General features: G+C 32.3%; 14 protein-coding genes and 1 pseudogene. 10 read left to right on the top strand and 5 right to left on the bottom strand.

Features of this window, described 5'->3' with window-relative positions:
• Together FQU23_RS16005 and FQU23_RS16000 are read left to right on the top strand one after the other, a co-directional pair.
• Positions 1 to 865: hypothetical protein (locus FQU23_RS16005; RefSeq protein WP_209282358.1), on the top strand; the 865-nt coding region annotated here is incomplete at its 5' end.
• A 15-nt stretch (positions 866 to 880) separates the two neighbouring features.
• Positions 881 to 1,477 (top strand): hypothetical protein, encoded by a 597-nt coding sequence (locus FQU23_RS16000; RefSeq protein ID WP_147674731.1) that lies wholly within the window; start codon positions 881 to 883, stop codon positions 1,475 to 1,477.
• 192 nt (positions 1,478 to 1,669) lie between these two features.
• Here FQU23_RS16000 and FQU23_RS15995 read toward each other — a convergent pair whose 3' ends face one another.
• Together FQU23_RS15995 and FQU23_RS15990 are read right to left on the bottom strand one after the other, a co-directional pair.
• Positions 1,670 to 3,436, bottom strand: a complete 1,767-nt coding sequence (locus FQU23_RS15995) for an ATP-dependent nuclease (RefSeq protein ID WP_147674730.1) — start codon at positions 3,434 to 3,436, stop codon at positions 1,670 to 1,672.
• Between the two features lie 193 nt (positions 3,437 to 3,629).
• Positions 3,630 to 4,520 carry a hypothetical protein gene (locus tag FQU23_RS15990; RefSeq protein ID WP_147674729.1) on the bottom strand — a complete coding sequence of 297 codons (891 nt, stop codon included), beginning with the start codon at positions 4,518 to 4,520 and terminating at the stop codon, positions 3,630 to 3,632.
• Between the two features lie 546 nt (positions 4,521 to 5,066).
• On the opposite strand from FQU23_RS15990, the gene FQU23_RS15985 reads away from it, so the two are divergent.
• Both FQU23_RS15985 and ltrA read left to right on the top strand, forming a co-directional pair.
• Positions 5,067 to 5,324, top strand: coding sequence for a histidine kinase (locus FQU23_RS15985; RefSeq protein WP_147674728.1), 258 nt, complete (start codon positions 5,067 to 5,069; stop codon positions 5,322 to 5,324).
• A 646-nt stretch (positions 5,325 to 5,970) separates the two neighbouring features.
• Positions 5,971 to 7,200, top strand: a complete 1,230-nt coding sequence (ltrA, locus tag FQU23_RS15980) for a group II intron reverse transcriptase/maturase (RefSeq protein ID WP_147674727.1) — start codon at positions 5,971 to 5,973, stop codon at positions 7,198 to 7,200.
• 227 nt (positions 7,201 to 7,427) lie between these two features.
• Here ltrA and FQU23_RS15975 read toward each other — a convergent pair whose 3' ends face one another.
• Together FQU23_RS15975 and FQU23_RS15970 are read right to left on the bottom strand one after the other, a co-directional pair.
• Positions 7,428 to 9,368 (bottom strand): ATP-binding protein, encoded by a 1,941-nt coding sequence (locus FQU23_RS15975; RefSeq protein ID WP_147674726.1) that lies wholly within the window; start codon positions 9,366 to 9,368, stop codon positions 7,428 to 7,430.
• Between the two features lie 33 nt (positions 9,369 to 9,401).
• Positions 9,402 to 10,451, bottom strand: coding sequence for a DNA cytosine methyltransferase (locus FQU23_RS15970; protein ID WP_147674725.1), 1,050 nt, complete (start codon positions 10,449 to 10,451; stop codon positions 9,402 to 9,404).
• A gap of 498 nt (positions 10,452 to 10,949) precedes the next feature.
• On the opposite strand from FQU23_RS15970, the gene FQU23_RS15965 reads away from it, so the two are divergent.
• Positions 10,950 to 11,648 carry an SLATT domain-containing protein gene (locus FQU23_RS15965; RefSeq protein ID WP_147674724.1) on the top strand — a complete coding sequence of 233 codons (699 nt, stop codon included), beginning with the start codon at positions 10,950 to 10,952 and terminating at the stop codon, positions 11,646 to 11,648.
• A gap of 386 nt (positions 11,649 to 12,034) precedes the next feature.
• Here the strand turns inward: FQU23_RS15965 and FQU23_RS15960 are convergent.
• Positions 12,035 to 12,166: pseudogene (locus FQU23_RS15960) on the bottom strand (transposase domain-containing protein); the annotation flags it as partial.
• Positions 12,167 to 12,510: 344 nt separating this feature from the next.
• Here FQU23_RS15960 and FQU23_RS15955 point away from each other — a divergent pair.
• The 5 genes from FQU23_RS15955 to FQU23_RS15935 all read left to right on the top strand — a co-directional run bounded on the left by FQU23_RS15955 (position 12,511) and on the right by FQU23_RS15935 (position 18,608).
• On the top strand, positions 12,511 to 13,062 hold the full coding sequence (locus tag FQU23_RS15955; protein WP_147674723.1) for a hypothetical protein: 552 nt from the start codon (positions 12,511 to 12,513) through the stop codon (positions 13,060 to 13,062).
• A 249-nt stretch (positions 13,063 to 13,311) separates the two neighbouring features.
• Positions 13,312 to 14,877, top strand: coding sequence for an IS1182 family transposase (locus FQU23_RS15950; protein ID WP_147674722.1), 1,566 nt, complete (start codon positions 13,312 to 13,314; stop codon positions 14,875 to 14,877).
• Between the two features lie 90 nt (positions 14,878 to 14,967).
• On the top strand, positions 14,968 to 15,975 hold the full coding sequence (locus FQU23_RS15945) for a hypothetical protein (RefSeq protein WP_147674721.1): 1,008 nt from the start codon (positions 14,968 to 14,970) through the stop codon (positions 15,973 to 15,975).
• Between the two features lie 392 nt (positions 15,976 to 16,367).
• Positions 16,368 to 17,465, top strand: a complete 1,098-nt coding sequence (locus FQU23_RS15940) for a Fic family protein (protein ID WP_147674720.1) — start codon at positions 16,368 to 16,370, stop codon at positions 17,463 to 17,465.
• 834 nt (positions 17,466 to 18,299) lie between these two features.
• Complete coding sequence (locus tag FQU23_RS15935) at positions 18,300 to 18,608, top strand: helix-turn-helix domain-containing protein (RefSeq protein WP_147674719.1); 309 nt, start codon at positions 18,300 to 18,302, stop codon at positions 18,606 to 18,608.
• Positions 18,609 to 18,610: the final 2 nt, after the last annotated feature.

Raw genomic sequence — 18,610 nt, 5'->3', positions numbered from 1 at the left:
AAGAAAAAACATAGGTAATCACTTTTTACTCTACAAGATGTACTTGCTCGAGCGGATACGAATATATAGAAGTTCTGGAAAAGTATCAAAGAAGTTTGTGGACAATTTATATCAAACATATATTGATTTATATGGAAAGCCTGATTCATTAAAACAAATATTAAGAGTTGGAGTTAGAGATATTGAAGAAGACACATATCTGTCTGAAAAGAAAAAAAATGACAAAGAAAAAACCAACTCTACACAATTATTTTTTACTCCAACTCTGAACAAAGATTACTTAAATGGAAAAAAAGCTGTTTGGATAAAAGATAATTTTATATTAATATTTAATATTCCTACAATAAAAAAGCCACAAACTCCAAATGAAAAAGTTTATTATCAAAAAGACTATGATAGATCGATACTAATATCGTACGAAATGAAATCATACACAGAAGAATTGATTCGATTAAAAGATTCAATATCGAAAGGCTTAAACCCAAACGACATTATTCAGTTCAATATAGTATCTTCAAATTTTACTAATTCAAATCAATTATTAATTAAATTAAGTAGTGTTAGTTTAAAAGACACGAGAAAAGCTGATTTTTTAACAGACAAAATCAAAGGATTTAAATATCGGATATTAATAAAAGATTCTTACAATGAGTTAATTTTCAGAAAAGATAATTTAGAATATCAATTTGAGCAAACGCTTGGAGATAATGGAAACGGCGAAATCAGCGTTGATGAAATGTACCCATATTACAAAGATTTATTGATTGATTTAAACACAGAAATCCCTCAAAATAAAAAAACAAATTTTAAAGTTATTACAGAAATCGAAGAATTAAGATTAGAAGATGGACGTGTAATAAAATAACAGTAAAAGAATTTTATGAAATACTTTAAAGAAAATAAAGATTGGGAATACAATTCAAGAATTTTATCAGATGATAACATATGGTTATACTATGGTGAAGGATATAAATTAACAATTGATTTGATTGAAAAACAAATTCTTGAAACTGATAGAACAAACCAAGATTTTTTTATTTATCCTTATTGCTATATAATTAGACATTACATAGAGATTCGTTTAAAAGAAGTCGTTTTTGAAGGCAATAAAATTATTGGAAAAGAATTACCTTTAAAACTAAATCACGATTTATCAAAATTATGGAAAGAATCACAAGAGGTTTTAGAAAATGTTTGGAAAGAAAGTTTCGAAAAAGCACCTGATAATATTTCACAATTCATCAATGAATTTCATTCGATTGACGTTAAATCAGATAGTTTTAGATACCCAATAGACAAAGAAGGAAAAATAAATTTGGGAAAAATAAAAGGTATAAATTTTAAGCAACTTTCAGAAATCGTTAATGAAGTAAAATACTATTTAGATGGTATTACTGATGGACTTGCAGTATTAAAAGACGAATCAAAAAATAAAAGCAAAATAGAAACAGAAAAAAATACGGCTGGTAACAGCTAGAGTTTCGTTGCGTGCGTAGCACGAACAATGAAACTCCGGTTGAACGGAACTGGAGGTAGTTTAAAAAGGTTTTTTAAGCTGTTGAATTTGTATACTGGAGTAATAATAACCAAAAAAAGATGCCGCAGGGCATTTTTTTTTGGTTATTATATTCCCTTAAAAACATATTTAATTAAGTTTGATTTTTAGAATTTAATTTGGACAAACTGCTAATAAATCAGCCTCTAACTGCTCAATTGTACTCCATTCTGAACAGTTTGGTGGGATTGCCTCCTCATGATTTATTAATGATTTCAGTAATTTTTCAACTATATCAAATTTTGCCGCATCCGTTGAAATAGTCTGTAATGCATTATATGGTTTGTTCAACTTAATTTCTTCCCCAAAATATGCTTCTTCAAAATTTGGAAGAGACGCAAGCAATCTTACCTTAGTTCCTTCTGGGCTCGCAGCTACTGAATTCAAAATGTTCGGATTGTTTCCCCATGCTGGACTTTTTTTAATCCCATCTTTTGCTAAAACCCGATCTGAATCATGTAACACTGAATAATTTGCACCAAATTGATTTAAGATTTTTACTAGTGATACAATTGTAGCTTTTCCTCGAGCTCGAATAATATGTACATCTTTATATAGCTCTGGTTTTCTATTCTTTATATAGTTGAATGCAGTATATTCTGTGTCACCTTCAACAATTATTACTTTTCCACCGAAAAAGAATTCAGCGACGTAAGGATCACATAGATTAAGTAATTTAAGATTTGCCATATCGTCAAGATCAAGTTTGGCTTTTTTGGGTCTAAAAACTGTAGTCCCTTTAATTTCTCCAGCATCATTCTTTTCAACGCGTACAATACTTGTATTATTACGAGAAAAGTCTATAAAAACTGGTGAATGTGTTGTTACCATTACTTGCCAATTTCCTCCCGTAGGCAAACTGTACAATACATTACATGCCTCGCGTATGGCATTAGGATGTAAACAAATTTCTGGTTCATCCAATAGCAGCAAATGAGGTCTGCTTGGTTTACCGTCTTCTCTAACTTTTTGGTTTATTTCAGAAACGTATTTAAGTGCTGTCCAAAGTAGCGTACGTCTTGCACCACTTCCCTGTTTTTCAATAGAGCTTTGATAGCCATCTTTAGGTCCCATAGTCAAATCTGCATCTGGAGATAGGAACTTGAGATCAATTTGTTCACTTACCTTAGCATCAAAATTAACTTCATAATTTGGAAAAATATTAGAAATCAAATTTGAAAGTTCAACATTTGCTTTATCAATTTGTTCACGGGATTCATCGACAATTTTACTTTGCAGCTGCCCGACTTTTTGTAAAAGTTGTTGATATTCATTTTCTGCATCTGCATCAGCTGCCTGCATGCCCTTTATTTTGTCTTGGATTCCAGACAAAATAATTTTCTTAATAGCATCAGTCTGAGATTCGGGAGTATCAAATGCCTTGACTGAATGCGGGTCAGGTCTTCTCAAGTTCGCAATATTTGCAGGTCCAAAAGGGAAACTCTTTTCGTGCCAGTCATTAATATTGATATCCCATCCTTGTCTTTCAGGAAGGATATTATCTTTTTTCCAGGTCCATTTTTCCTTTACAAGCCACCCGTCTTCAAATTTTTGAATCCATTGAGCACCGACTCTTTCGTCGTAAATTATTGTGTGCAGTTCAATTTGAGGTAGATTATTTTCATCAAGTTTTCTATTCGGAAAATCATCAATGCTTAGTTTAGAGGCATTGGAACCATCAGACATTGCAATTTCATAAGCACGTAGTAATGAACTTTTGCCTACATTATTGGGGCCAACAAGTACAACGATTTCATCCAAATCGATTTCAACACCTGTTGATCCTATACAGCGAAAATTCTTTACAATCAATTTTGTCAGCCTTGGTCTAGGCATTGATAACATTATTTCTTCTTCTTCTCCAGTATTTTTTTTTGCCATGATAAATTATTTATTTAATCCAAAATACAAAAAATCGTATAAAATGAATTTACATTAGTCATAATAATCGATAAAGTACATTCAAAACCGACGGAATACATAAAGTTGATTGATGGGAACATCTTTTTATATGATTGTAATTATCGTTACACACTTTTTTATGTGTAAAAATTCAGACTCAAATCTATTTTTTTTAATCTTTTATCATAGGAATTTTAGAGTCTTTGATTGAATCCTTTACAAACTCTTTTCTTATTCTTTTGTTTCCAATACAGGCAGTGTCATCTAGCAAATCTTCAAATCTAAAAATTCTTATTTCGTTTTGTCTATGTTTGCCATTTCTGTCCTTAGCGGATTTATAATACCTAACAAATATATATTTATCATTTGAATAAAGTATTTCAAAATTAGCTGAGTCTTCTACTTTTTCAGCTTTACAAATTAAGTTATCTACATTTTTTAATTCAGCAGGCAACAAAAAAACATTGTGGAATTGGACCATAAAAGAAATTAGCATTATGATCTGAACACTTATAAAAACGATGCTTATATTAGAAGCAACCTTTTTTAAATGATTTAGTATCTCAATATCTTTACAATGCAATACTGAATAACCTAAAAAGGCAAAAGCAAAGAGTGTAATTACTATATTTACAGGTAAGTAAAGAAATAAACTTATAAGACTTTCAATGTTTTTTATAAAATAATTATTGCAATATGCCACTAAAACAATACACCCAAAAAATAACAAGATAAATAGTATTGCAAATAAAGCATTCCCTTTTTTTATAGTAACATTATTTTCAACTTCCTCATCATCATTATCAAGTTTCTTCCAAAAATAGAATAGAATAAAAACTGAAATTGTAAATATTATTAAAAACAATAGTATTAGTAATCCATCAGGTATAATTTGACTTACTGAAAAAAATCTTATAAATGAAAACGAAATCCTTGAAAGTTCAATTAATTGCCACAAACCTCCCAATAGAGCGGGTAGAATGATTATTAAATTCAGATTATTTTTTAAATACTTTAGAGGTGATTTTTTAAAGGTTCTATATATTTCTATAAGTTCATTCATTTGATTTAATTTTTATTCTGTGGGAAATTAACAAATATTGAATTCTAAAACTAATATGTCGCAATTACTGTATAAAAACTTTGAACAATAAGTAAGATCTTGTGTGAGCCGCAAGCCCAAACATAAAGTTGTTGTTGAACGAAACCCATCATTATCAGCTTTAGGGGCCTTGATGGGCGTTGTAATTTTGCGAAAGGAATTTTAAAATATTTTTGGTTAGAGAAGGTGTTGTGATAACTATGCTTATAGATATTAAAAAAGATGCTGAGAGGTGTCTTTGTTATTTCTACGCATAATTGTATATGAAGAAAGTTTTCTATTATGTTTTAATTTAAATCAAATATCACTAAAAGTGGGTATTGTAACAATAGTTTTAAAAGTCTTTATTTACGAACTAGAAGATATAGCTTGAAATATGGTAAAACTTTAAAAAAAGCATTACTTGTTGATGTTATATACAAGTTACCAGCAAGCGGTAAATAAATACTGGAAATATAATTAATAAGTATTTAAAATTCAGAATAATACATTGACTTAAAAAAAAATATGAAAACTGGAATTAGAAATTACAAAGAAATCACAAAAGAATTAAAAGTAAACTATCCAAAATTAACAGAGTATGAAGTTTTAACTTTAGCTATTCAGATTGAAAGAAATGAGATTTTAGAAAATGGTCTTGTTGTAAGTACAAATGATAAGACACCTAGCGGTATCGAAGCCATTTCAATCGCTCTAGGTTATACTGATAGTGAACCTAGAAATACAGTTGCTAATATTTTAACTGAAATAGCGAATAAAGAATAAATGCCAGCTGGTGACAGCCATTAGCTAGCTGGAATTTAGTGGAATTACCATTTCGCATCAAGTTTTCGTTAAGCCGAAAATTGAGCGGTTACGAATTTCCAGCCATCTCAAAGTGGCATAACGTGTGTGACTTGAACAATCAGCCTTGTCTGATTGGTGCTTTAAGACAGATGAGAGTAGGTCTCTCAGTGACGATTTTCAGGAATAGTTACTAAACCACCTTATGCTGCGAGTATTGGAAACATGCTGGTGGTGAGCGATAGGGAAAAACGGAAGCTATGACTTCTGTAGGTACGAATACATTGAGCTGAACGCAAGTGAACCAATGACGAAGCCTCGTAAGCGCAATAAATGATGTCCAAAATAGGTAGTTACGTTTGTACCTTTGACAAGAGTGTATCGGAAACCTGATTACTGGGTACACGGCATCCGGGGTTAAGTTGGCAGGACAGGTATTCAGGCTGTTTTAAGGAACAAGTGAACTCTACATCGTTCTGTAAAATCTTTTAGAGGAAGCAGACAAGAAAGGATGTGCTTGAGATGTAGGGGGCAGACTTAGTTGTAGTAGTGCAGAAGTTTTTGTAATGAAAATGGAGCGAAGGGCTAAGCATGTTTGGTTTCAAAATAATTTACAACCGTAAAAGGAATGATTGATTACTATGAGACAAAATCACAGCCAATAACCAAAGTAATGGTTTGGCAGGCATACAAGGAGGTAAAATCCAATGCTGGAAGTGGTGGAATAGACAAAATGAGTTGGGAATATTTGCAACAAAATGCAAGTACCGAACTCTATTTGCTATGGAATCGCTTAAGTTCTGGGAGTTACTTTCCAAAACCCGTCAAGCAAGTTGCAATACCTAAGAAAGGAGGTGGAGAGCGCCTACTTGGCATTCCTACAATTCTAGACCGTATTGCTCAACAAGTAGCAAGAAGACATTTAGAACGAATTTTAGAACCTAAATTCCACCCGAGTTCCTTTGGGTATCGCCCAAAGCGCAATTGTCATCAGGCAGTAGAACAAGCTCTTGCCCATTCGTATAACCACGATTTTGCTATAGATTTGGACATCAAAGGATTCTTTGACAACATCGACCACGATCTTATGCTTAAAGCATTGGGTCATTATTGTTCTGATAAGTGGATTTTGATGTATACAGAAAGATGGCTCAAGGCAGGCGTTGTACAGCAAGACGGAAACTTTAGTCCGTCGCTCTCAGGTACACCGCAGGGCGGAGTAATTAGTCCAATTTTAGCCAATTTATTTCTACATGTAGTATTTGATAAATGGATGGACAAAATTCACCCTCAAAAACCCTTCGAGCGGTATGCAGATGACATTGTTGTGCATTGCAAAACCGAAAAGCAAGCGAAATTTATGTTGCGACAAATACAAGAGCGTATGAAATCGTGTAAACTTCAGTTGCATGAGCAGAAAAGTAAAATCGTAAATCTGCGGGGATTCTCATTGGAGAAGTATCCAAAAGGATTTGACTTTTTAGGCTTCACAATCAAACCACGACCTTATAAAGTGAAAGGAACAGGAGTTATAAAATCCATCCCTTGTATTTGTGTTAGTCAAAAGTCCAAGTCCAGTATTATGGAGAAATTCAGGGAAATGAATCTTCACAAACGCAGAAAACCTTTGGAGCAAATTGCCAACGAAATCAATCCAGTACTGCGTGGTATCATTAATTACTACCACCATTTTTGGAAAGATGATATCCGTATGGTGTGGTTTCAGCTCAATGCACGGTTGCTTAAATGGGTAAAATGGGAAAAGGATTTGTATAAAAAGGCTTCAGTTCGATACTTAAAAACAAGGTATGATGAAAAACCTTGGTTATTTGCACATTGGTTGTTGGTATATCCATAAATTAAATTTAGTGTGATTTATTAACATGAAGAGCCGTATGAAGGGAGACTTTCACGTATGGTTCCGTGAGAACGTATGGCTGAAATTCCCTTGCGTGACTCGATTGTAGGCAACCCTATGACGACACAACAACAATCAAATAATTAACAATATACCAGGACAACTTTTAGAAACTTTAAATAAGACGCAACAAGTCAAAGCTGTAATAAGTATTAATCGACTAAATACTAAAGCTTATCTACTAGAGCCCTAATCTTACCTACTTGTTTATTTTTTTCCAAATAGTCTTGATAACTTGCCTGAGCATGAGCAATTAATTGATCATAAGTTATAACACGAGCATTGGTTGATCGTAGACTATTATTTGTTGCATTAATGTCTTCTAATGCATCTTTTCCTACAACACATATTGATTCAATAGTAGGGGAGGGAAATCCTGTATTTATTAAACAATTCCGCAGCGCACTTTCGTATTTCTGAACCTGATCAAGTAAAATCCCAGTTGTAATTTTGTATCCAGCAACGTATCTTTTTAATTCAATTATTATATGCTTATTTGTTGCATTTCTATATCTAATATCAATTCTACCTTTTTGTTCATCAGCAGATAATTTAGAGGTAACTTTTCCAAATTCATCCTTAACCGTTTTCTCTAAATGTTCTGTTCCCTCTGTCGCTCGATCCCATGAAGCATCTAAAAGCCACAAATTATTAAAAAGATGTTCCTGTAATATTTTCTCCTTATCATTATCACTTACGCTTTTTATAAGTTTATTAATTACCTCAACTCTTTGGCTTGCAATATCATAATATAAAGTTGCTTCAATATCTTGCATTTCTGAAAAAATACTTCCAAAAAGATGTAAATTGTCACCATTTAAATTTTTAATTTCAGATAATTTTTCCGCAACCCTTAATCTTTCAAATGCTAAAATCCCAAACTTATATACCTCTTTTTTCTTAACTATATCCTTATCAAAATGCAAATTTTCTATTACGGAAAATAAGGTTTTGGCATGTTTTTTATTATCTCCTCTTTGCAGATTGTACCACTCATTTAACTCTGGGATTTGAGCTACCGCTTTATCCTTCGCATTATCAAGTCTCAAACTTGACCATTTTGATTGAATCGACTTTAATAAAGGTTGCACATGACCTAATAGCTTTTGAAATCTTTCATCATTTTCATTAAATTGCTGTCTATTAGTTGTTGCAATATCTCTATCCTTATCATCATCTAAAAAATCGGCATGTAATTCACCTATCAAATAACTTGCATAAAGTCCACCTTCGTTGTAATATGATAATAAGTCTTCTTGCGCCAATTTTCCACGGATGAATATACTTATTTTATTGTTATTATCACTTCCATCTCTTAAATCACTTGGTTTGTCAACACTTGCAATCCATCCACTTATGACTAACCTATCATCAATTTTACCGTTTAGGGGTTGTTGAATTTTGATATTCGTAAACTTAGATAAAGTTGTTATATCAAAATCTCCGACAGGCCACAAAAATTCTAGTTTTTTATAAAATTGTCTATCATCAATTGTTAGTTTTTTTGAATTTATTGTGATATCAAAAGAATGTTTTCCTTGTAGAAGGACAAAACGACTTGCTAAACGAGTTCTTAAATATGACTCGGTTCTATTTATTTCTCTGGGAAAATCTGATATTATTATTTTCGTACCATGCGGTTCGGAGAAATCAATATAACTAATTTCTTCGGGATTGTATTTGCCGTTATTTTGCTTAATTTGTCTTTCCAATTCAGACTTCTCCAATTTTAGTGCATTTCCAACATTATTTTTAGACTTAGAATGTATTTCAATAACATTTGCAATTGATAATAAAGAAAGTTTTCCAATGCCTTTTCGTCCCATTACTGGTCTTGAGAATCTTTTTGATAAATTCTCACCATTTTCCCTTTTTTGATACCCTACTGTCAGAAATTTTTCGTTTATTTCTTCTAAAGACATACCATTACCATTATCAAAAATTATAATTTTATCGCTTTCCTGTGATATTGTTATATTAACATTTGTTGCGTCGGCATCATAACTATTGGCGATTACCTCTGAAAGTACTGCAGGCGTATTGCTATATAAATTAAGTCCTAAATGATTAAGAACATTTAGGTTTAACGTCATTGAGTATTTTTCCATAAAAATTAGATTTGTATTTGTACAAGAGATAAATTATTCGTTGTCGTAGATCTCCAGATGCTTTTTGATTGATTTGGCAATTACTTGACCTAATCGCGCTGGAACAGCATTACCTATATGTCTGCATATACTAATGGTTGACATCGTTGTACTAGGATCATAAAATTGATAATTTTCTGGAAATGATTGTAATATTGCAGCTTCTCTCATCGTGATAGCTCTATGTTGTTCTGGATGTCCGAAACGACCATTTCCTAGACCAATGCATTGAGTCGTAAGGGTTGGCGCAACATCATCCCAATGCATGCGTCCATAGACATCTCTGAATGTCCTTCCGCTTTCTTTCTTATGGCATTCCAAAAGTAATTCCGGTTGCCAATCACGCCATCCTCCGCCGGGAGGGGTAGCCATGATTCTTCTTTTGTTAATAGGATTTAATTTTCTTGTACGATGCAGTTTATCGTTTTTATATTCCACTCCATCTTCAATAGGAGGAAGGTGTCCGATAGCTTGCCTTACTGTTATTTTATTGTTTTTATGAGTTGGCTCGATTATTTGTATTTCCGCAAATTTAGATGCAAAAAGAACTAAACGATTTCTCCTTTGCGGCACACCATAATCTTGTGCTGAAACAATACTATATGTTACATGATATTTCAGGTTTCTAAGATTTGCTACAAAATCTCTAAAAACCGTTCCACTATCGTATTTTAATAAATTGGGAACATTCTCCATTGATATGATATCAGGTCTTACATCATTTATAATTCTACTAAAACTATAAAGAAGTTTCCATTTATCATTGGTTTCTTTATTTTTGGAATATGTTGAAAAAGCTTGACAAGGAGCACATCCAACTAAAATTTTTAACGATTTTCCGGGATAGAGAGCTGTTATGCTATCTGAATGCATCGTGATGAGGTTTTCGTGTAAAAAAGTAGAATTATTATTAGTCTCAAAAGCATATTTACAAGTACTATCAAAATCGATTCCAGCAATGACATTGAATCCCTCAGTTTTGAATCCGTGGGTAAGTCCACCAACTCCACAAAATAGGTCCACAATATTATATTTTTTTCCCATGCAAATTCAATTATATTTTATACAAATGAAACAAAAATACGGAAGAAGTTGTGAAAAAAAACGCAAGCTCGAAATATAAATCAAATTTTTTTTTTTTAATCAAGTTTTCAATTAACAATGAAATTATTTGAGTACCGCATTTTTGTTAATTTTATTATAATTTCCCATGTTACTTCACGAATTAAAATTCGACGAAGTAAATCCTTATCATCCCTCATTAGGAAGCAGACTTCTATGTAATTTCCTAAACACTTATGAAAACGATTCATGAGTAAGGGGAACTGTTTCCACTATATTTACACAGTAAAATCACTGAAAAACACATCTATGTAAGTACGAAAAGCTCTCTGTAATATTTAAAAGCATTCTTAATATTTTGTAATAAAAATATTATTTATAAATTTGGTTATAATAATGCACTATTTTATAACGACTATGTATTAGTTATAAACACTAGCATAAAAAAAATGAGGAAAATTCAATAAATTAGCCCAACTAATGATAAATTATTTTTGTAAAAAGTGGAAAGCAATAAAAAGAGCGAAAAATATACGTAGGAACAGAAACAAAATCCCTCCATATCTTAAAAATAATAGTTTTGAAGAAGAAATAAATTATAAACTGTGGTCAACAAAAGGTGCAAGATTCACAGCTAGTCACAGGAATCATATTTTAAATAAATTATCTTCTAAATCAATAGGATATTTATCTGCATATTTAATAATTATTGGAATTGTTAATTTGTACAATATTGATTTATTAGGTATCAAAATACTAGATAATCAAGTTGGTTTTATTTCTACTGCATTTTCTGTTCTTATACTTCTTTTTAGTCAACTTGAAAGTTCTGAAAATTTCTCTCTAAAATCAGAAAGATATCATAATTGTTCTTTAGACATTTCTGAACTTTATAATAGAGCAAGATTTACAAAAAACTTCACAGAAAATCCCATAATTAAACAAAATGAACTTTTACAAATAAGCTTTGAATACGAATCAATTCTTAAAAAATATGAAAACCATTTACCAATAGATTATTTACAATTTCAGCTAACTAAACCCGAATATTTTGGTTTAAATTTCATTATGATAAAATGGATTTGGCTGAAATATTATATAAAAGTATATGCTATCTATCACATCTTGATATTTGGACCATTAATTACATTATTTTACATAGCATTTTCAAGTAATTAGTATTCCTAAATGCTAAGCGTTCGTTGCGTCCACAGTACATTCATTTAAACGACTGATCTATAAAAAAAAACAGGGTAATGTATAAGACTTCATATTATCTACAAGACTCAACAAGAAGTTGTTGGTAAGTGAGGCTTATGATTTTTAATAAGCTATAGGTTTTTATACTGGAATAATATTATAATGGGAAATGATGTTAAGACGTAAGCGCCCAGCCAAGTACATCTTGTTTGTTTAAATAAAAAGATTCCGCTGCAAAGTACACCACTTTTGTGAAGTAAAAACTCAGATCAATGACCAGTGGATATTTTGGTTCGATTTGTTCCACTTATTCTGGTAAAAATGAACAGATTGATGTAAACACCGAAGAACCACATCTTATTTGCCTAGATAAGTTTCTTGTAATTGTGAGGGAATAAATCGGAGATGTTCTTGTGGTTTATCGATTGAATATTCTCAAGAGTATACTTGAGCCATTCGAACGGGTTTACCTCGTGCTTTTTGCAGTTAGTAAAAAAAGGTATACGCCATAGCACCGCCGGATCTGCAAAGTATGTACTTTAGATAAGTAATTTTGTTGTAAGTGTTGCGCAAATGTCTTTGACTTTGAGCAATTTTTTAATATCATGATTAAAATTAAAACCCCACATTTTTCACAAAGTATGATCTGCTGTTGTGAATTGATTTCAAAATTGTATTTTAGTTTATAATTCCCAACTTACTACAGCTAATCGAAGGCTGACGGAAAGAGTTTAAATTATAGTTGAAATCCTATATATTTACTTTCTAGTTATCAAAATAATGTTCGTTTAAAGGTTTTTAGAAGAAATGACCTTATGAGAGATTAAATTAATGTAAATATATGATTAACGAAAAAGACTTTAGAACTGTATTACTCATCTTGATAATTTCATTTGTTATTCCATTAATAATAGTAAATGAAGGCGCGGCAATTTTTGGAATTTCTAATCGCTTAAGTCAATATTTTAGTTACAGTCTGGCTGTTATTTGTTTTATTGCAACTTTAAAGAAACCTTGGTTACCAAAGTTTTTAGGAATTTACATTGGCGGGAATTACGAAGGTTCTTCACAAAGAATTACTAGTAATTTAGAAGAAGGTAGAGAAGAATATAACAAAATAACAATTATACAATCGCTGATATCAGTTAAGCTTCATGGTGTTTCATATGATCTCAATGGTAACCAAAATGCAATCTATGATGGTTATCTTATCGAGGGTGAAAATAAAAGTTTTAGATTCTACGTCAAAATTAAAACCACTCACAATGAAAGAGTTGGACTTATAGACCTTAACTTTAACGATAACCCTATTACAGGATTTGGCACAAGTATCGAAACTAGTGGATCTACGAAATGGCGTTTTGCATTAGAAAAGAAACAAACCACGACATAGCAACTAAGTTTTGGTTGCATATAGCACGAACTATGAAAGCTCAGGTGAACGGAATGGAGGTTAGAAAGAAAAATAATTGTGGTTTAATCCCATCTATTTACTTTCTAATTTAACAAAAAAAGTTACGTGTGAAGGTTTTTAGACGAACTGACGTCAAACTGTCTAATAGCTTCTTTATCACCTGTTAACTTATTTGTATTAAAAAACGCTCAAAACATTTCCGTAATTCATTGATTTTCTGTATATTTAATAATTAAATTCATCAATGGAACCAACAGAAACCAACTCCCGCTTTTTGCCTCATCGATTGATGATGCCATTGCGCAAGACAACGAAATCAGGCTCATTGACCTTTTTGTGGATAGTTTAAAACTCGCTGATTTTGGATTCACTTTCGATTTTGTCGAAAACGGAAGACCCGCTTATCACCCTTCGGATTTACTCAAACTCTTTATTTACGGCTACCTCATTCGCATGCGTTCTTCCAGAACTTTGGAGAAAGAATGCAATCGAAACATTGAACTCATGTGGCTTTTGAAAGGTTTGGTTCCAGATCATAATACCATTGCTAATTTTAGAAAAGACAATCCCAAAGCCATTGCTCGCGTTTTCCGTGCAACTGTAAAAATGGCCTCGCACTTTGAACTCATTGGAAGTACTTTGGTTGCGGGAGACAGCACCAAGCTTAGAGCACAGAACTCCAAGAAGAATAATTTTAATTCCAATAAGATTGAGCGTCACATTGCCTATATTGATGCTAAGCTCGAAGAGTACAACTCAGCTCTAGCCAAAGAAGACAGTGATACTCAATACAAACAAATAATAGAAAATAAAATTAAAAAACACACCGTTCAGAAGCAAAAATATATCGGTTATCAAAACACAATTCAGACCACTGGCGTTACCCAAATCTCTACTTCAGATCCCGATACTAGACAAATCATGACCCGAAACAACATATCGGAAGTGGCGTACAGCGTACAAACTACCGTTGACGCATTACACAATATCCCCATTGATTTCAAGGTTACTAATGAAAATGATGCCAAAGCTATGGGAGGCATGTTACGTCGTAGTAAAACCATTTTAGGACATAACCATTTTACCGCCATTTATGACAAAGGGTATCACACCGGAGGCGAGTTTGCATATGCAGACAGACTAGGTATTGATGTTCTGGTTGCTATTCCAGATGTAGCTTCGCATGCACCTGATCCTGCTTTTGATGCAAAATATTTTATATACAACAAACAAACCGATTCCTACATTTGTCCCGCAAAGGAAATACTTGTCACTAATGGAAGATGGTATACTAAAAGCAGAGGGAAATGGAGCAACCAAATGAAGCATTACAAAACTAAAGCCTGTTTAAGTTGTGCTTTTTTCAAACAATGTACTCAAAACAAATACGGCCGATTAATAGAACGCTCAGAGTATGCGGATTTGATTTATCAAAACAAAGTTCGAATCGAAAACAATTATGAAACCTACCGTAGGCGGCAAGCTATTGTAGAACATCCTTACGGAGTGATAAAACGTCAATGGGATTTTTACTATATCATGACTAAGAAAACCATTAAACACGCCTCGGCCGATGTAGGATTGATTTTTACAGCCTATAACCTGCGTCGAATTTTTAATCTGATTGACCAAAATCTACTAAAACAATATCTAAAAATATTGGCTTTATATTTAAGAGCTCTAAAAGCCACTTTTAACGCTTTTTACGACTCCTTTTTTGAAAAACTAAATCAAATTTCTTTTTTCAAAAAGAGAAATAATTGCAGCTTAAAATCACCTATATTTACTTTCTAATTAACAAAAATCAGTTCGTTTAGAGGTTTTTAGACGTACTGACGTTAGCAGCAAATTTTTGAACCTTCAAATCCAAAAACCCGATTGAACATGAATGAACTTATCGGTTTTAAAAATATTAATAGAATTTCCGATATAAATCAACTTAAGAGAGAATTGCTTTTGTTTGATAAGCTTTTTATTGTCGGTTATAATGAATATCAAGAAGTTTTCCATGATAGAGGCTTTAACAACACTAACGAATTATTGGAAAAGAAAGGTCTAATACCGCTTAATGACTTCATAATATATCAAGGGTATATTTTCATGAAGGAAAAAATAAATGAATTAGGAGGTGTAGAAAAATATTATGAAACAACTAAAACACCAGACAGGGAATTTCGTAATCAAAACTTAGAGTATTTGTTTGAACAAGGAAAATTAATTTCTGACTATTCAAAATTGGAAAAGAATAGTGACTATCATAAAACTTATTCTAAATTCTCGCCATTACTTGAGCAAAAAATAAAATTAAGTACGGAAAGAAAAATTGATGACTATTTTGACTTATGTAATTTATCTCACGATTTGAAAACAAGAATAGTTACATCATCTACTAAAATTCAAAGGTCGACATTGATTACTTGTGAATCCTCAATATACAATGTAGAAAGTCTAACACCTTTAAAAGAACAAGTGTATAATTTAATTTTAGAGGATTTTCCTATCATCGAGGTTAAAAATCTCAGTTGGGAGCAAATTTTTGATTTTAAAAGCGATCCTGAATCTTATAATTCAATATGGAGTTTACGTAATTGGATTAGTAAAATTTCAAGTTCCGCAAAAAATATTTCTGAAATTGAGGAAGAATATCGTGAGTTAAAATACAAATATGAACAATCTATAAAAATTCATAAGTTAAAGACAAGTAGTAGTGTATTTCAAACAACCATTCAAACTGGAGCGGAACTTTTAGAAAATATTGCAAGATTAAAATTTAGCAAAGTAGCTGACTTACTTTTTAAATTTCGCGAGAATCAAATATCATTAATGGAAAACGAACTCAAAGCGGAAGGAAATCAACTTTCTTACTTATTCAAAATGAAGGAATTAAATTAAAACTGCTGCTAATAAGTAAGACTTCATGCGGTCTGCAAGACCCAGCAAGAAGTCGCTGTTGAACGAAACCCGTCGTTATCAGCTTTGAGGAGCTTAATGGGTGTTTCAACTTATAGGGATTGCTTTCGTATTTTACTTTTTACAAATCAAACTCTGAATCGTAATGCTACAACGGATTTGGGCAATTGGTTTAATTTGAATATAGTTTTATACCCGCAAATTTAATGGATATCTGAAAAGTAGGTTTCCTTTTCCATACTAACAAAAAACAGATGCAAAAAGCAACGAGGGCAAATTTCACCTTCAAAAACAAAACGAGAGTAAATTTTTCATAAATTTACACTTGTACATGAAACGAGAGTAAATAACACCCTTGTTCAAAAAACAAAATTATGAGCGAGAAAGCGACATACAATCCTGAGATACCCTATAACGATTTACCGCTATTGCCGCCACAAGCGGAAATAGAGAGCACTAGAATTCTCAAAAAAACAATTACAGCAAGTAGAGCATTATCAGAATTAAAGGGAGCAATAACTAACTTGCCAAACGCAACGCTTTTCATCGACACTATCAATTTACAGGAAGCACAGGCGAGTTCGGCCATTGAGAACATCATTACCACACAGGATGAATTATTTAAAGCATCGATAGCAGAAAAGAGAAATGATAACCCGGCAACCAAAGAGGTAATGCATTACAAAGATGCCTTATGGTATGGAGTAGAGCAAATAGAAAAACGACCAATCTTGACCACAAATCTTTTTGTGGCTTTAATGCAAATTATAAAAGAAAACCAGTCAGGAATTCGCAATGCACCGGGAACACAACTGAAAAACCCAGCCACGGGCAAAGTAGTTTATACACCTCCCGAAGGAGAACAAATAATTAGAGAAAAACTCAAAAATCTGGAAGACTTCATTCATGCTGAAGATGCTATTGATCCATTGGTAAAAATGGCAATCATACATTACCAATTTGAAGCGATACATCCTTTTTTCGATGGAAATGGTCGGACAGGAAGAATCATTTTGTTGTTGTATTTAAATATGGCTGAATTATTAAGTTTACCAGCTTTGTATTTGAGTAATTACATAATTGAGCACAAAGACCAATACTACACTAACTTGCGAAAAGTAACCGAGGACGGAAACTGGGAAGACTGGATTCTCTATATGTTAGATATGATAGAACAAACGGCTTTAAAAGGTAGAAATCAAATTACATCCATAGAAAACTTAATGAGAGAAATGGGTAAGGAGATACAGCAGAGACTGCCAAAAGTATATTCTAAAGACTTGATGGAGGAACTTTTCATATTGCCATATACTAAAAGAAACCAACTTGAAAAAGCGGGACTGGGGAATCTAAAAACCGTTGGAAATTACTTAAAGGAATTGGAATTGGAAGGATTTTTAAAGAGTGAACAGGTAGGAAAAGAAAAGTTGTATTTGAATTTTAGGTTATTAGAAATTTTGAGATTAAAATAAAAAAATAATACATTAATAACCTGTATAATTATTTTAGGACGGGTCAATCTCTTATTAAAGGCATGGATAAAGCATAGATAAAGCATAGATAAAGCATAGATAGTGTATGGATAATGCATACTAAGTTTTGTATTTGTTATAATTTTAATCTCTGTTACGGTTTTAAAGCCTAGTTTACTATTACCATTAATCGAATGTCGATTAGAAGAGCTTTTAATTGTGGTTTATATCCTATATATTTAACTTCTATTTAACAAAATAAAGTCGTTAGGAAGTTTTTATCCCGGCGCTTCGGGATATGGTATAATTTCCCTTACCCACAAAGTTAATTTTTATAGGGACTTGAACTTTGGCTGCCGCCAAGATACCAAGCAGGTGGAGCACGCTGTCAGGCAGGCTAGAGGGAGGAGTAATTAGTCCATTACTGGCAAATCTATTTCTTTACGTTGATGTGACAAATGGATGGAAAAGTGCCATCCCCTGATTACTTAAATAGGTAAAATGGGAACGAGATTTGTATAAAAAGGTATCTGTTCGATACTTAAAAACAAAGTATAATGAAAAACCTACGTTATTTGTACATTGGTTGTTGGAATATCCATAAATAGAATTAAATTTCGTGTGATTTATTAACATGAAGAGCCGTATGAAGGGAGACTTTCACGTACGGTTCCGTGAGAACGTAGGGGTGAAATTCCCTTGCGTGACTCGATTATGCGACACCCCAAAATACCCGCACAAAACAAAAGTAAAAGCCAAAAACAAACAATCAAATTTGCAAAATTCAAAATGACGACTTATATTTGACAAATGTTGTCAAGTAAAATTATTCATATGGAAACAGTCGGACAAATAATCAGAGCAAAAAGAGAAAGTTTAGGTTTACTACTTCGGCAAGTAGCATCTTATCTCGACATTGACCAAGCTATTTTAAGCAAAATTGAGCGTAGCGAACGTAAACCCACTAAAGATAATATCATAAAACTTGCAGAAATTCTAAAACTTGATAAAGAAGATTTATTAGTTCAATTTATCAGCGACAGAATTGCTTATGAAATCGCAGAAGAAGATTGCGCAAGTAAAGTTTTGAAAGTTGCTGAACAAAAAGTTAAATACTTAAAGTCTAACCTTGTTAAAAATTAACT

The sequence above is a fragment of the Flavobacterium sp. XN-5 genome (assembly GCF_008033395.2).
In the GTDB taxonomy this organism is placed as follows: Bacteria; Bacteroidota; Bacteroidia; order Flavobacteriales; family Flavobacteriaceae; genus Flavobacterium; species Flavobacterium hiemivividum.
Note: the sequence above shows the minus strand (reverse complement) of the source record. Positions and strands in the feature narration are given on the sequence as shown.

Bases quoted from the DNA above. Each gene is read 5' to 3' on its own strand.
- FQU23_RS16000 (WP_147674731.1), top strand. From the start codon at position 881: ATGAAATACTTTAAAGAAAATAAAGATTGGGAATACAATTCAAGAATT.
- FQU23_RS15995 (WP_147674730.1), bottom strand. From the start codon at position 3,436: ATGGCAAAAAAAAATACTGGAGAAGAAGAAGAAATAATGTTATCAATG.
- FQU23_RS15990 (WP_147674729.1), bottom strand. From the start codon at position 4,520: ATGAATGAACTTATAGAAATATATAGAACCTTTAAAAAATCACCTCTA.
- FQU23_RS15985 (WP_147674728.1), top strand. From the start codon at position 5,067: ATGAAAACTGGAATTAGAAATTACAAAGAAATCACAAAAGAATTAAAA.
- ltrA (WP_147674727.1), top strand. From the start codon at position 5,971: ATGATTGATTACTATGAGACAAAATCACAGCCAATAACCAAAGTAATG.
- FQU23_RS15975 (WP_147674726.1), bottom strand. From the start codon at position 9,368: ATGGAAAAATACTCAATGACGTTAAACCTAAATGTTCTTAATCATTTA.
- FQU23_RS15970 (WP_147674725.1), bottom strand. From the start codon at position 10,451: ATGGGAAAAAAATATAATATTGTGGACCTATTTTGTGGAGTTGGTGGA.
- FQU23_RS15965 (WP_147674724.1), top strand. From the start codon at position 10,950: ATGATAAATTATTTTTGTAAAAAGTGGAAAGCAATAAAAAGAGCGAAA.
- FQU23_RS15955 (WP_147674723.1), top strand. From the start codon at position 12,511: ATGATTAACGAAAAAGACTTTAGAACTGTATTACTCATCTTGATAATT.
- FQU23_RS15945 (WP_147674721.1), top strand. From the start codon at position 14,968: ATGAATGAACTTATCGGTTTTAAAAATATTAATAGAATTTCCGATATA.
- FQU23_RS15940 (WP_147674720.1), top strand. From the start codon at position 16,368: ATGAGCGAGAAAGCGACATACAATCCTGAGATACCCTATAACGATTTA.
- FQU23_RS15935 (WP_147674719.1), top strand. From the start codon at position 18,300: ATGGAAACAGTCGGACAAATAATCAGAGCAAAAAGAGAAAGTTTAGGT.